We start from the raw sequence: 13,265 nt of genomic DNA, 5'->3' as shown, positions 1-13,265 counted from the left end.
TGCATAAATTTAGCAAGATAGCGGCTATCATGCTTTTGGGTGCGTCTGTTTCTTTGGTTCAAGGTGCGGATGTAAAAAATGTTCGCACAAAACACATGGATACAAATTCTACGGCAGGTACGGCTCAACTTGATATGGTATCCGTTACCGCAAACAGAAGCGAAACCGATGTGGCTAAGTACACGGGACAAGTCAGCGTGCTAACGCAAGATAATTTATCAAAAACTCCCTCTTTGATAGAGTCTATGAATGAAATTCCGGGCATAGATACAGGTAGAGATTTTGGAAGACAGGCCGGACAGCAATTTGCCATCAGAGGATTTGGCTATCAAAGCGAAGAGAGGGTTATAATAGAACAAGACGGCGTTAAACGCTCGGCATCGCTTTATTCAAATATGATTTCAACTTTTCGCGTGGATAACGATCTGTTAAAGCGAGTTGAGGTTGTCAAAGGCGCTTCATCGGTTCTTCACGGAAGCGGTGCCATAGGCGGTATCGTAAGTATGCAGACAAAGAGCGTAGATGACTTTATAATAGGTGATAAAAACTACGGTGTTATGATCGGGCATCGCCAAGAGAGCAATCATATGAACTCAAACCGCGCCGCACTTGCGTTTAAGCCTGTAGAAAATTTAGGATTTTTGATTTACGGTAAACATGCAGATCACGGTAATATGAAACTAGCTGACGGCGGAACCGAAAATGTTAAATTTGTTTCGGGTGATGAGCGTATAAATACGGTTTTTGGTAAAGTTGAATGGGATATAACAGATGAACACGAGCTTGATTTAAGTGTGTTTAATTATCATGAAAATTTAGCTACAGGCTGGCAGTCGCTGTATAGATATGATGACTCGACTATCGGTAAGATAAAACAGCGTGATTATAGTGCAGTGTATAAATTTGCGCCGATAAATAATCCTTGGGTAAATTTTTCGGCTCAATATTATAACACGGAAGCATCTTACGACAGAACATCGGGTAAAGTTGACTATATAAATACCGAAAAAAGATGGGGCATAAATCTAAAAAATGAAAGCTTTTTCAATACTGGCGGTTTAGAGCATAGACTTGTTGTAGGTGCAGAGCATGAACATCGTCGTGAGGACTCCGCGTATTTATCAAGCGGAGTTTTAAGAGAGTCAAACTCTCATCCGAATTCATATAAAGACTACGGACTTTATCTTCAAGATATATTTAATGTCGGCAATTTTGAATTCACTATCGGCGGCAGATATGATAGGTTTGAACGAGCCGTTACTAAAGATAATCGCCCTAAATATAGCGAGAGTAGATTCTCTCCTAAAATAGGACTTGCCTATGAGGTGTTTAGCGGTATAAATTTATTGGCGGGTTACGCAGAAACGTTTAGAGGTCCTACCCCGCATGAAACATCATCGCAAGGTCCTATAAACGTACCTTATTGGTATATACCAAATCCGAATTTAAAACCTGAAATAGCAAAAGAGTATGAGCTAGGCTTTTCTATAGATAAGGAAAATTTATTTAATGACGACAGGCTTTATTTTAAAGCGACTTACTATAACGGAAAAATCAAAGATATGATCTCTTTAGAGCCTATACCAGATCTTGGAAATCCTCCTTTTGATCCTGATTCTCCTGGCAGAAGATATGCAAAATACGATAATATTGACGAAGCTAAAAGAAGCGGATTTGAGATCGAAGCGAAGTATGCTATCTCAAATTTTGGTTTTAATCTTGCTTATGATCACATGAAGCTTAAAGATAACAAAACAGGTAAAAGAATCGGAGCATATACCGATAAGTTAGTAATCGGCGGAAATTACTTATACTCTCCTTGGGGGCTTTCGACCGGAGTTAGCATGAGATATTATTTTGCTCCGAAGAGAGATGAAAAATCACTTATTGCAAGAGGCGTAACATACGAGTATGTCGATAGTTCATTTACCATTATAGATTTTAAAGGTAGTTGGGTGCCAAAGAACTTTGAAAACAAAATTTTTGGAGAAGGATTTAAAGTCAATTTCGGTGTAAATAATATCTTTAATAAAAAATATATTAACCATTCTCAGACAAAAACTACCACCATGGTCGGTAAAGGCAGAAATTTCTATATCGACTTTGAAAAGAAATTTTAACTCAAATTTGAAGGCATAAATTTGCCTTCAAATTCTCTTTTTGTCCCCTAAAACCCACTTTAATACAAATTCTAATATAATCAACAAAACAAAAAAGCCTGCCATTATAAAAAGGAAGTTTATGTTTGCTCTTAAATTTCGACCTAAAACGCTCGATGAAATTTGCGGACAAAAAGATATCGTAGAGATTTTTAAAAAATTTATCGAAAATGAAAAGATCCCGCATAGTATATTTTATGGGCTTGCGGGATGCGGCAAAACCAGCTTTGCAAGAGTCGTTGCTGGAGCGATGAGCTATGATTTTTATGAATTTGACGGCGGAAATTTAAAGATAGACGAGTTTCGCAAAATCCTAAAAAACTATGAAAACGCTTTAAATAAACCGCTGTTTTTCATTGACGAAATTCACCGCCTAAGCAAGACTCAGCAAGAAGCGCTACTAATCCCTATGGAAAATTACAAGGCGATCATAATAGGCGCAAGCACCGAAAATCCATACTTTACTCTTAGCTCGGGCATCAGAAGCCGTTCGATGCTTTTTGAGTTTAAGCCTTTAAATTCGGTTGATTTTGAAAAACTGCTTAAGAGAGTGAGTGATGAGGTGGAATTTCAAATAGATGATGACGCTAAAGAGTATTTGTTTAAAAGTAGTGGCGGAGATGCGAGAAGTTTTTTAAATTTGCTTGAATTTGTGCTAAATTTAAGTCCTGATATAACTCTTGAAAATTTAAAAACGCTTCGTGCTAACGCTGTTAGCGAAGGAGTTAGCGAGGATGACACGCACTACCGCTTGGCAAGCGCTTTTATAAAAAGCATGCGCGGAAGCGATGAAAACGCTTCTATATACTATCTTGCAAGGCTTATTGACGCCGGCGAAAGCGCTGATTTTATAGCTCGCAGGATGGTGATATTTGCAAGTGAAGATGTGGGCAATGCTAACCCAAATGCCTTAAATTTAGCCACTAACACTATGCTTGCGGTTAGTAAAATCGGCTATCCCGAAGCGCGTATAATCTTAGCGCAATGCGCTGTTTATCTAGCCTGTTCCCCAAAGTCAAATTCAAGCTACAAGGCGATAAATGACGCTTTAAAATATGTCAAAAATGAGCCGCCTCTTAAAATCCCGCCCTATCTTATAAATACTTCTCCTGAGGCGAAAGACTATCTGTATCCGCATAGTTTTGGCGGCTGGGTCGAGCAAAAGTATCTGGCAAAACCGCTTAAATTTTACGAAAGCAACGGCATAGGCTTTGAAAAGACGCTTGAAGAGTGGCTAATAAAAATTAAAAAGAAAGTATAATTACATATTTTAATCGGAGTTGATATGGATTTGTCGGTTATTACTCAGAGTGCTTGGTTTGAGGTTGCAGGTATTCCTTTGCTTATCTGCCTTGCTAGGATTATTGATGTTACGATAAGCACCGTTAGAATTATCTTTGTCTCAAAAGGTCAAAGGCTGATAGCGCCTATACTCGGGTTTTTTGAGATCATGGTCTGGCTGATGGCTATAACTCAAGTCATGCAGCATCTTGATCACTGGCAAAACTATATCGCTTATGCGCTTGGATTTGCTCTTGGGAATTATTTTGGAATTTATATAGAGAATAAAATAGCGCTTGGAAGCGTTGCGGTAAGAATTATCACGAAAATAAAAGCAGACACCTTGGCAAATGAACTAAGATCTCGCGGGCATAGCGTTACAACAGTTGATGCCATAGGAAATGACGGCGAAGTAAATATCGTATTTACCGTTATAGATCGTAGTAAAATCAAAGAGATAGTTCCCCTAATCAAAAAACACAATCCTTGGGCGGTTTATTCTATAGAAGATGTCAGGTATGCAAACTACGCTATGCTAAACGTGCCTGTAAGTGAGCAGAATTTAAACAAGATTAAAAGCTAGAAAATTTGTTAAAAGTAAGAACACATCAAATTTTTGGCAATGCATCGAATTTGTATGCAGTAAATACAAAAGATAAAGAGCATAAAAATAAGCGCTTTATCTTTTGGAACTAAAATTTATAAACTTATATTAACTCTACACCTTTGCCCTTAACAACTTCACCGATGATGTATCCGTCGCATTGCGCTAAGATACTTTGAGTGTTGTTGGGACTTGCTACAAGCGCCATGCCTATGCCCATATTAAAGGTTCTCATCATCTCGGATGGCTCTACTTTTTGAGCGATGATTTTAAAAATTTCAGGCGTTTTGATAGCTGATTTTTCTATCTTTGCGCCAAGTCCGTCAGGGAAAACGCGAGGCAAGTTTTCGACTAAACCACCGCCTGTTATGTGTGCTAGGGCGTTTATTTTATCTTTTAGGCTTAAAAATTCTTTTACATAAATTCTAGTAGGCTCTAAAAGCGCATCTATAAGTGTTTTATCGCCGATTTTACCCTCGAATTTAAGCCCTAACTCACTAACAACTCTCCTTGCTAACGAAAAGCCGTTAGAGTGAAGACCGCTGCTAGGAAGTGCGATTATGACGTCTCCTTCGCGGACAAATTTACTTCTATCGATCTCGTCTATTTCCGCCATTCCTACCGCAAAGCCCGCTAGGTCAAAGTCCTTGCCCTCATACATCGAAGGCATCTCGGCAGTCTCTCCGCCTATGAGTGCGCACTGAGCTAGTTTACAACCCTCGGCGATCCCTTTTACCACTTGCGCCGCGCTATTTATGTCAAGTTTTGCGGTTGCGTAGTAGTCTAAGAAAAAAAGCGGCGTGGCGAAGTTGCAAATAAGGTCGTTCACGCACATTGCAACCAAGTCTTGCCCGACTGTGTCAAATTTATCCGCATCAATCGCAAGCCTTAGTTTTGTGCCGACTCCGTCCGTAGCTCCTAATATAGCTGGGTTTTTGTATCCGCTTGGCAGTTTTATAGCTCCTGAAAACGACCCGATACCGCCTAAAACTAATGGTGTAAAGGTTGATTTTACGTATGGTTTGATCTTTTCTACGAAGCTGTTTCCGGCATCAATATCAACTCCTGCGTCTTTATAGCTTATCATTTTATCCCTTTTTGAAATTTGCCTAATTTTAGCTAAAACTTGCTAAAATCGAATTAAAAATCAAAGGCGAAATTTGATGAAATTTAACCATGCTTTCGTGGTTACAGGCACGATAGGAAGCGGCAAAAGCACATTTTTAAACCTGCTTAAGATGTATGGTTTTGAAGTGATTGACGCAGATGAAATTTCTCATGAGGAGCTTGAAGCTTGCAAGGATGAGGTTGTAAGAAAATTTGGCAAGGAAATTTTGTCCTTTAATAAAATTGATAGAAAAAAGCTTGGCGCAATCGTATTTAATGACAAGAGTGCGCTTAAATGGCTTGAAAATTTACTTCATCCAAGAATAGATGCGAAAATTTATGAGCTTTGCAACAAGCTTGAAGTTAAAAATTTGCCTTATTTTGTAGATATTCCGCTTTATTTCGAAGGTCTTGGCAAGGCGAAATTTAATTATGTAGTAGTTGTTTACGCTCCTGAAAAAACCTTAATAGATCGCATTATGAAGCGAAACGGCTTAAGCCATGAAGAGGCTAAAAATCGAATAGAGCTTCAAATGGATATAGAAAAAAAGCGCGAAATGGCTGATTTTGTTATAGACAATAGCGGAAATTTAAAGGATTTGCAAGCCCAAGTTGATGGGTTTTTAAGAAATTTGAAAGGCATGTATGAGAGTATCGAAGTATAACGCAAGCGGAAATGATTTTGTGGTATTTCACACCTTTGTTAGCGAAGATCGAAGCGAGTTAGCTAGAATTTTATGCGATAGATTTAACGGCGTAGGAGCTGACGGGCTTATCGTTTTACTTCCTTTTGAAAACGGCGTAAAATGGGAATTTTACAACAGTGACGGAAGCTATGCGGCGATGTGCGGGAATGGCTCAAGAGCAGCGCTTTTGTATGCATTTACTAACAAACTAACTAACACAGAGGAGATAACTCTATCTACGGGCGCAGGAAGCGTTAGTGGTAGCGTAAAGGGCGATATAGTAGAAGTTGAACTAACAAAACCTCTTAAGATAGCCGATAAATTCAGTAAGTTGGAGCGAGAGTGGTATTTTTACGATACGGGCGTTCCTCATCTTGTTAGTTTTTGTGAGAATTTAAATGACTTCGATCGGGATTTGGCTCGTCAAATGCGTCAAGATCATAATGCAAACGTAAATTTCGCCAAAATTGAAGGCGAAAATTTGTTTGTTAGAACCTACGAGCGCGGAGTAGAGGCTGAAACAAACGCTTGTGGGACGGGAATGGCGGCGTGCTTTTACGCAGGAGTTAAAAATTTAGGCTTAAAAGAGCAAATTTGCGTTTTTCCAAAAAGCGGTGAAGAGCTTGGTTTAAGGCTAAAGGATGAAAAGATATTTTTTAAGGGCAAGGTAAGACACTGCTTTGATGCGAATTTTATGGAGTAAAATTTGGCTTGTCTTGCTTATCGTAACTAGCTTAAATGCCGGCTTTAGCGATGAATACTACACCTTAAAAGGCAAAGCGAAAAAAGAAGCTTTTATAGCTGAAATTAGGCCAATTATCGTAAATGTAAATAGTGTTATAGCCTCAAAGCGCGAATTTTGCGTAGCTTTTGTTGTTCAAGCTTGGAGGCAGGGGCTGCGTGAGCTTGATGAGGATAATTATATGCAGCTAGTTAAAATCGCAAGCGAGCATAATATAAAGCATATTTTTAATGTTAATGAGTATCTGGTGCGGATAAGAGAAATTCCCGTTTCGCTGGCCATAGCTCAAGCCGCTATCGAGAGCGGTTGGGGCGAGAGTAGATTTACAAAAGAGGCAAACAATATCTTTGGGCATTATACTTGGGGAGAAGTAGGACTTGTGCCGCTTGATAGGGCGCGCGGCAAGCGACACAAGATTAGAATTTTTAGTAGTTTGCAAGAGTCTGTCCAGATGTATGCGCTAAATTTGAACTCAAACATCGCATATGAAAATTTTAGGTTATCGCGGGCGGAATTTGCAAGAAGCGGTAGGCTTTTTAGCGGACTTAGTGCAGCTGAAACTATGCAAAACTACTCAGAGCTTGGCGAAGAGTATGTAAAGATGCTAAAGACGCTTATAAATCAGCTTGATTTAACAAAGTATGATTAATTGAATTAGCATAGCGGATAAATAAAAATTGTTCATGCTTAAATCTTTAATTCATCATTTTAAAACAACGATAGTGACGAAATTTTCTTTGCTGTAATTGTGTATTTTTACATTTAAGAAACAGAAAATTTATATTTTGATAGCTGCTTATAAATATTAAATTATGATTGTGAAGCTTTGAAATTGAAAGAATTTCCCGCTCAAACGAGCGAGAAACGTGAAACTATTTTAAAGCAGCCTTTACTTGAGAAGCAATCTGTGCAAAAGCTTTTGGGTCATTCATAGCCATATCGGCTAAAATTTTTCTATCTAATTGTATGTTAGCCTTTTTAAGACCGTTGATGAAACGTGAATAGCTGATATCGTTTAGTCTGCAAGCAGCGTTGATTCTAACTATCCAAAGACGGCGGAAATCGCGTTTCTTAGCGCGTCTGTCTCTATAAGCGTAAACTAAACTTCTTTCTAACTGCTCTTTAGCTTTTCTAAAGTGTTTGCGTCTTCCGCTGTAAAAGCCACGAGCTAGCTTTAATACCTTTTTATGGCGTCTTCTTCTAACTACGCCTGTTTTTACTCTTGCCATATTTATCCTTTTTACAAATTGGCGTTCGCCGAGCGAATCTTGCCCCTAAAATCGGGGGAGTTTGAATGACCTTGTGTCAAAAACTTAAATTACATGCAAAGCATTGATTTAACGCTTGCGACATTTGTGCTATCAACGTATTGAGGGCTTCTTAAATCTCTTTTTCTGTTGCGAGATTTTTTAGTTAAAATATGGCTTCTAAATGCTGAGCCTCTTTTAATCTTGTTTTTACCCACTTTAAAACGCTTAGCAGCGCCGCGAACAGATTTCATCTTTGGCATTACTAAATCCTTTTAAAATTTTTCTTACGCTTAGGTAAGAGCGAGATTATACCCAAAATTTCTTTAAAAAATTTAAATTTATCTGTTTTGCAGCTTTTGCTCTTGATTTTTTATAAAAATATCTTTATAATGCCACTTCAAATTCACTTTAAAGGACTACAAAATGTCATGTCCCATGCTTAAGGCTTCTTAAATTCGGGCTTAGATTAAAAGATCAAATCAAAGCTGCGAAGAGTTTTTTAAATAATTACACTTTTTTAATTATACGAATCAACCCGTTTTTAAGCGGATGTCCGTTGCATTGCAACTGCGTTTTTAGAAATAGAGCTTCTCAATTTTTGAAATTTGCCGCTAAAATTTACGGCAATGAATACTACAAATTTCACTTCTCACTCAGAAAAAGCGGATGTCATCCGCCCATGTGCCTCTAAAATCACACATTTAACATTTATTTTAACCATTGGCCATTGTTTTTTATAACTCAAAATTTGAGATATAAATTTTTACATTGAAATTTAGATTTTAGAAGGAAAAATTATGATAAAAAGTTTTGTAACAGGTTTTGCAAGAATAGGAGAGCAAAGAGAATTAAAAAAAGTTTTGGAAAATTTTTGGGCGGGTAAAACCGATGAAGCAACGCTTCAAGATACCGCAAAAAAGCTTAAAGCCAGACATTGGGATTATCAAAAAAACGCAGGAATTTCAGCTATTAGCGTAAATGACTTTTCGTTTTATGATTTGGTGCTTGATAATATCATTACTTTTGGTTGCGTTCCGCCGAGATTTGCGAATTTAAGCGGACTGGAACAGTATTTCGCGCTTGCTAGAGGAAATAAAATCGGCGTTGCTATGGAGATGACAAAGTGGTTTAACACAAACTACCACTACATCGTGCCTGAGCTTTGTTCGGATAGCGAATTTAGCCTAAATTCAAGTAAAATCATCGCCGAATACAACGAGGCTAAAGCAAGCGGGGTTAAGGGTAAGATAAATTTAATCGGACCCATAACGTTTTTGGCTCTTTCAAAGACGACCGACGGAAGTTGTGCGTTTAAGCATTTTGATAGCCTTACTAATGAATACAAAAAGCTGATAGCCGAAATTTCAAAGCTTGATGATGAAATTTTAGTTCAGTTTGACGAGCCGATTTTTGTAACGGACAAAGACGAAGAGCTTGCTAGGTTTATAAAAATTTACGATGAGTTTGCCGGTGTGGCAAGTAACGTTAAAATCGTATTTATGACGTATTTTGAAAATGCTTTAAAAGCGGTAAATGAGCTGGTTAAAACTAAAATTTACGGTATCGGACTTGACTTTGTTCATACGGATAAAAACAAATCTGCGCTTAGCGTCATAGCAAACAGCGACAAGGTACTTTTTGCCGGTGTGGTTGACGGTAGAAATATCTGGAAAAGCAACATTGACGAGAAGGTTAAATTTGTAAAAGAGATCGCCTCTGCGTTAAACGGAAAAGACTTTTACATAGGCACCAGCTGCTCGCTTCTTCATGTGCCTTATACACTAAAATACGAAGAGAAGCTAAATCCTCAAATCAAAAGCTGGCTGAGCTTTGCGGTTGAAAAACTTGACGAGATAAAGATCATCGCCAAGCTTGCAAATGGCGAAAATTTAAGCGAGTGCGAGGCTAAAATTTACTCTGAAAACAAACAAGCCGTAGCCACTCGTGCAAATTCCGAGCTGATTCACTCAAAAGAGGTTGCAAGCCGCGTTGCAAATTTAACTAAATTTGAGCGCGATACGCCGTATAACGAGCGTATAAAAGTGCAAAAAGAGGCTTTGGATTATGGAATTTTACCGACAACTACGATAGGCTCGTTTCCTCAAACATCAGAGCTTAGGCAGGTAAGAAACGCTTATAAAAAAGGACTTATCACAAAAGAAGTCTATGAAGCCGATATCAAAGCGTATATCGATGAGTGCGTGAAATTTCAAGAAGAGATCGGGCTTGATGTGCTGGTTCACGGCGAGCCTGAGAGGAATGACATGGTTGAGTATTTCGGCGAACAGCTTCAAGGCTATGCTTTTAGCGAGAACGGTTGGGTTCAAAGCTATGGTAGCAGATGTGTAAAGCCGCCGCTTTTATTTGGCGATGTAAGCAGGCCAAATCCGATGACGGTCGAGTGGATAAGCTACGCTCAAAGCAAAACCAAAAAGATAATGAAAGGTATGCTAACAGGACCTGTAACAATCCTAAACTGGTCGTTTGTGCGTGACGATAAGTCTCGCAGCCAGATTGCCAAGCAGCTTGCACTTTGTATCTATGATGAAATTTCGGATTTGCAAAACGCCGGCATTAAGATCATTCAGGTTGATGAGGCTGCGTTTAAAGAGGGCTATCCGCTAAGAGCCGAAAATATAGGCGAGTATGAGAAATTTGCCGTTGATTGTTTCAAACTGTCGGTAAGCTCGGCGGATGCTAAAACTCAAATTCACACTCATATGTGTTATTCTGAATTTAACGACATCATCAAGACGATCGAGGCGATGGATGCTGACGTGATATCGATAGAGACTGCAAGAAGCGGCAATGAGCTTCTTAAAATTTTTAAAGAGGTCGGTTATAAACAAGAGGTTGGACCGGGCGTTTATGATATCCACAGTCCGCGCGTGCCTGAGGTTGGCGAGATGGTTGAGCAGATCAAGGCGCTACTTGAAGTGCTTCCAAAAGAGCAGCTGTGGATAAACCCCGACTGCGGACTTAAGACTCGCAAATGGGAAGAGGTTAAGCCTAGCCTTAAAAACATGATCGAAGCGGTTAAGATCGCTAGAAGTTTATAAATTTAAGCTCCTTTTCGGGGCTTAAATCAAAGGCTTTTGTATGCTAAAGGATAAAATTTTAAACTGTGAGTCGGGAATTTTGCTTTATGGGCTAACCCCGCCAAAAATTCATTTAGAAGAGTCCGAGCGCAACCGAATAGCTAAAATTTGGCGAGATAGGATAGAGAGCATAGATGTCGATGGAATCGTGCTTTATGATTTGCAAGACGAGAGCAATAGAAATAAAAACGAGCGTATTTTTGAGTTTATAAAGACCATTGAGCCCGAGGAGTATTATAAAAATTACCTTAAAACTAGCGTTGAGGCTATTATTTATAAGGTTGTGGGTAAATACGACAAGGTTGAATTTGAGCAAAATTTAAAAACCCAAAGCGTAAATTTAAATGTTTTTGTGGGTGCCAGCTCAAAAGAGCAAGATATCAGTCTAAGGCTTGATGATGCGTATAATATAGCAAAAAAGGGCAAATTTGATCTGTTTCTTGGCGGCATTTGCATACCGGAGCGACATGCTAAAAACGCAAGCGAGCATCTAAAAGTAGCCAGTAAAACCATAAACGGATGTAAATACTTTATCACTCAGGCTGTTTATGATCTTGAAAATGCGAAGAAATTTATAGATGATTATTCTAAGCTTAGCATTCAAAAGGTGCCGATAATATTTACATTCACTCCTTGCGGCAGCGTTAAGACGCTTGAATTTATGAAGTGGCTTGGTATAAGTATCCCGCATTATTTTGAAGAGAGGCTTAAAAATAGCGAAGATATACTGAGTGCGTCGGTAAATTTAAGCTTGGAGCTTTTTAATTTTCTTTACAAATATAGCCTCGCAAAAGGCGTAAGCGTAGGCGCAAACATAGAAAGCATATCGGCTAGAAAGAGCGAGATAGAGGCTTCTTTAAGGCTTCTTGAGGGGATAAAAGAGATAATATCAAAAACAAATGTGAGTTATAGAAGTTAAATTTGGCAGAGCCAATCTGCCAAATTTGTAATTAAACCAAGTCAAATAGTAAAAATTCAACCTCGCTAAAAGTATCTATATGAAGCGCGCTCTCTTCGGTGATCGCCAAAGCGTCGCTTGTTTTTATCTTAGTATCATTTACGCTTAATTCGCCTTTTACGACTTGAAGCCAGTATTTTCTGTTTATATCAAGCTTGATCTCTTCGCTTGAATTTGCTTTGTATTGATATCTAAAAAGCTTCATATCCTGATAAATTTTAAATGAATTTTCATCGGCATTTGGCGAAAGCAGAAGTGTCGCTCCCTCTTTTGGCGCAAATTCTTTTTGTTCGTATCTTGGATTGACGCCTTTTTGGTTTGGAACTATCCAAATTTGATAAAAATGCAGCTCATCGGTGCTGCTTGGATTGTATTCTGAATGAGCTATGCCGGTTCCCGCACTCATTATCTGAAATTCGCCCGCACTTAGAGTTTTAACATTTCCTATACTGTCTTTATGAGCTATTTGCCCGCTAAGTACGTAAGATAGTATCTCCATATCTCTATGAGGATGTGTCCCAAAGCCGCTATCAGGAGCTACGAAGTCTTCGTTTATAACTCGAAGGTGTGAAAATCCCATGTGATTTGGATCGAAATAATTGGCAAAAGAGAATGTGTGTCTGCTATCAAGCCATCCTCCGCCACCGCCTTGCCCGCGCTCGTGCGCATATCTTGTTTGAATCATTTTTTCTCCTATTTTTTCTTGGAATATTAGTTGTTTTTTCTAAAAAGATAGCTTAAAATTTTTGCTTATTGACAATTGCTAAATAAACTGCTATCGTTTTGGCTTTTTTATATTAATAAAGGTTAAATGGTATGGAATATTATATTTGGATTGCTGTTGTGGCGGTATTTGCGCTTAGACTTTTGTTTTTAAAAATATCGATTCGAAACGAAAGATCTATACTACAAAACGGAGGAATAGAGTATGGCGTAAAAAATTCAAAGATCCTTACGATACTGCATATAGTTTTTTATCTGTCGTGCTTTATCGAAGCGATAGTAACAAAAGCCAAATTTGATACTCAAAGCGCTATAGGAGCGGGACTTATTGTATTTTCTATGATTATGCTTTATGTTGTTATCTCTCTTTTGGACGGAATTTGGACGGTTAAACTTATGGTCGCAAAAGAGCATAAATTTAATAACCACTGCCTTTTTAAGACGGTTAAGCATCCTAATTATTTCTTAAATATCGTGCCTGAGCTTATCGGGCTTGCGATGCTTTGTCATGCATTTTATTCTGCGGTAATTATCTTGCCGGTTTACGCTTTTATACTTTATAGAAGAATAGAAGAGGAAAATCGTATTTTAAAAGAGATTATCATACCAAACGGCAATAAATAATAAAAAGAAAAGCCCTTTAAAAAGGGCTTTTGT

Annotated in this window: 13 protein-coding genes; 9 read left to right on the top strand and 4 right to left on the bottom strand. The window is 38.4% G+C overall.

Translation table 11 applies throughout. The features are described from left to right. From CDOM15925_RS08270 to CDOM15925_RS08260, 3 genes are all read left to right on the top strand, one after another. Positions 1 to 2,120 (top strand): TonB-dependent receptor domain-containing protein (locus CDOM15925_RS08270; protein ID WP_169942939.1); only part of this gene is annotated, 2,120 nt, incomplete at its 5' end. A 121-nt stretch (positions 2,121 to 2,241) separates the two neighbouring features. Further along, the gene (locus tag CDOM15925_RS08265) at positions 2,242 to 3,420 is read left to right on the top strand and encodes a replication-associated recombination protein A (protein WP_169942938.1); all 1,179 of its coding nucleotides are present in this window, start codon (positions 2,242 to 2,244) and stop codon (positions 3,418 to 3,420) included. A gap of 24 nt (positions 3,421 to 3,444) precedes the next feature. Then, on the top strand, positions 3,445 to 4,023 hold the full coding sequence (locus tag CDOM15925_RS08260) for a DUF2179 domain-containing protein (RefSeq protein WP_169942937.1): 579 nt from the start codon (positions 3,445 to 3,447) through the stop codon (positions 4,021 to 4,023). 124 nt (positions 4,024 to 4,147) lie between these two features. Here CDOM15925_RS08260 and purM read toward each other — a convergent pair whose 3' ends face one another. Then, the gene (gene purM / locus CDOM15925_RS08255) at positions 4,148 to 5,131 is read right to left on the bottom strand and encodes a phosphoribosylformylglycinamidine cyclo-ligase (protein WP_169942936.1); all 984 of its coding nucleotides are present in this window, start codon (positions 5,129 to 5,131) and stop codon (positions 4,148 to 4,150) included. Positions 5,132 to 5,204: 73 nt separating this feature from the next. Here purM and coaE point away from each other — a divergent pair, with 73 nt between their 5' ends. Genes coaE through CDOM15925_RS08240 form a run of 3 tightly spaced genes read left to right on the top strand, consistent with a single transcriptional unit; the run spans position 5,205 to position 7,228 of the window. Then, positions 5,205 to 5,816: a dephospho-CoA kinase gene (gene coaE, locus CDOM15925_RS08250; RefSeq protein WP_211436715.1), complete on the top strand. Its 612-nt coding sequence runs from the start codon at positions 5,205 to 5,207 to the stop codon at positions 5,814 to 5,816. After that, entirely contained in the window at positions 5,797 to 6,540 is a 744-nt protein-coding gene (gene dapF, locus CDOM15925_RS08245) for a diaminopimelate epimerase (protein ID WP_169942934.1), read from the top strand. Before coaE ends, dapF begins: the two co-directional genes overlap by 20 nt. Then, positions 6,521 to 7,228, top strand: a complete 708-nt coding sequence (locus tag CDOM15925_RS08240; RefSeq protein ID WP_169942933.1) for a glucosaminidase domain-containing protein — start codon at positions 6,521 to 6,523, stop codon at positions 7,226 to 7,228. Before dapF ends, CDOM15925_RS08240 begins: the two co-directional genes overlap by 20 nt. 223 nt (positions 7,229 to 7,451) lie before the next feature. Here CDOM15925_RS08240 and rplT read toward each other — a convergent pair whose 3' ends face one another. Together rplT and rpmI are read right to left on the bottom strand one after the other, a co-directional pair. After that, complete coding sequence (gene rplT, locus CDOM15925_RS08235) at positions 7,452 to 7,808, bottom strand: 50S ribosomal protein L20 (protein WP_169942932.1); 357 nt, start codon at positions 7,806 to 7,808, stop codon at positions 7,452 to 7,454. 89 nt (positions 7,809 to 7,897) lie between these two features. After that, positions 7,898 to 8,089: a 50S ribosomal protein L35 gene (gene rpmI / locus CDOM15925_RS08230; protein WP_169942931.1), complete on the bottom strand. Its 192-nt coding sequence runs from the start codon at positions 8,087 to 8,089 to the stop codon at positions 7,898 to 7,900. A 537-nt stretch (positions 8,090 to 8,626) separates the two neighbouring features. On the opposite strand from rpmI, the gene metE reads away from it, so the two are divergent. Next, entirely contained in the window at positions 8,627 to 10,888 is a 2,262-nt protein-coding gene (gene metE, locus CDOM15925_RS08225) for a 5-methyltetrahydropteroyltriglutamate--homocysteine S-methyltransferase (protein WP_169942930.1), read from the top strand. Positions 10,889 to 10,928: 40 nt separating this feature from the next. After that, positions 10,929 to 11,846 carry a methylenetetrahydrofolate reductase gene (locus CDOM15925_RS08220; protein ID WP_169942929.1) on the top strand — a complete coding sequence of 306 codons (918 nt, stop codon included), beginning with the start codon at positions 10,929 to 10,931 and terminating at the stop codon, positions 11,844 to 11,846. A gap of 31 nt (positions 11,847 to 11,877) precedes the next feature. On the opposite strand, the gene CDOM15925_RS08215 is transcribed toward CDOM15925_RS08220, so the two are convergent. After that, positions 11,878 to 12,570, bottom strand: coding sequence for a pirin family protein (locus CDOM15925_RS08215; protein WP_169942928.1), 693 nt, complete (start codon positions 12,568 to 12,570; stop codon positions 11,878 to 11,880). 131 nt (positions 12,571 to 12,701) lie between these two features. Between CDOM15925_RS08215 and CDOM15925_RS08210 the strand changes: the two genes are divergently transcribed. Next, the gene (locus CDOM15925_RS08210) at positions 12,702 to 13,232 is read left to right on the top strand and encodes an isoprenylcysteine carboxyl methyltransferase family protein (RefSeq protein WP_169942927.1); all 531 of its coding nucleotides are present in this window, start codon (positions 12,702 to 12,704) and stop codon (positions 13,230 to 13,232) included. Positions 13,233 to 13,265: the final 33 nt, after the last annotated feature.

Origin of the sequence: Campylobacter sp. RM15925 (genome assembly GCF_012978775.1) — a bacterium.
In the GTDB taxonomy this organism is placed as follows: Bacteria; Campylobacterota; Campylobacteria; order Campylobacterales; family Campylobacteraceae; genus Campylobacter_A; species Campylobacter_A canis.
Note: the sequence above shows the minus strand (reverse complement) of the source record. Positions and strands in the feature narration are given on the sequence as shown.

What these genes read in the sequence shown, in the direction of transcription:
- CDOM15925_RS08265 (WP_169942938.1), top strand. Translation starts at nt 2,242, where the DNA reads ATGTTTGCTCTTAAATTTCGACCTAAAACGCTCGATGAAATTTGCGGA.
- CDOM15925_RS08260 (WP_169942937.1), top strand. Translation starts at nt 3,445, where the DNA reads ATGGATTTGTCGGTTATTACTCAGAGTGCTTGGTTTGAGGTTGCAGGT.
- purM (WP_169942936.1), bottom strand. Translation starts at nt 5,131, where the DNA reads ATGATAAGCTATAAAGACGCAGGAGTTGATATTGATGCCGGAAACAGC.
- dapF (WP_169942934.1), top strand. Translation starts at nt 5,797, where the DNA reads ATGAGAGTATCGAAGTATAACGCAAGCGGAAATGATTTTGTGGTATTT.
- CDOM15925_RS08240 (WP_169942933.1), top strand. Translation starts at nt 6,521, where the DNA reads ATGCGAATTTTATGGAGTAAAATTTGGCTTGTCTTGCTTATCGTAACT.
- rplT (WP_169942932.1), bottom strand. Translation starts at nt 7,808, where the DNA reads ATGGCAAGAGTAAAAACAGGCGTAGTTAGAAGAAGACGCCATAAAAAG.
- rpmI (WP_169942931.1), bottom strand. Translation starts at nt 8,089, where the DNA reads ATGCCAAAGATGAAATCTGTTCGCGGCGCTGCTAAGCGTTTTAAAGTG.
- metE (WP_169942930.1), top strand. Translation starts at nt 8,627, where the DNA reads ATGATAAAAAGTTTTGTAACAGGTTTTGCAAGAATAGGAGAGCAAAGA.
- CDOM15925_RS08220 (WP_169942929.1), top strand. Translation starts at nt 10,929, where the DNA reads ATGCTAAAGGATAAAATTTTAAACTGTGAGTCGGGAATTTTGCTTTAT.
- CDOM15925_RS08215 (WP_169942928.1), bottom strand. Translation starts at nt 12,570, where the DNA reads ATGATTCAAACAAGATATGCGCACGAGCGCGGGCAAGGCGGTGGCGGA.
- CDOM15925_RS08210 (WP_169942927.1), top strand. Translation starts at nt 12,702, where the DNA reads ATGGAATATTATATTTGGATTGCTGTTGTGGCGGTATTTGCGCTTAGA.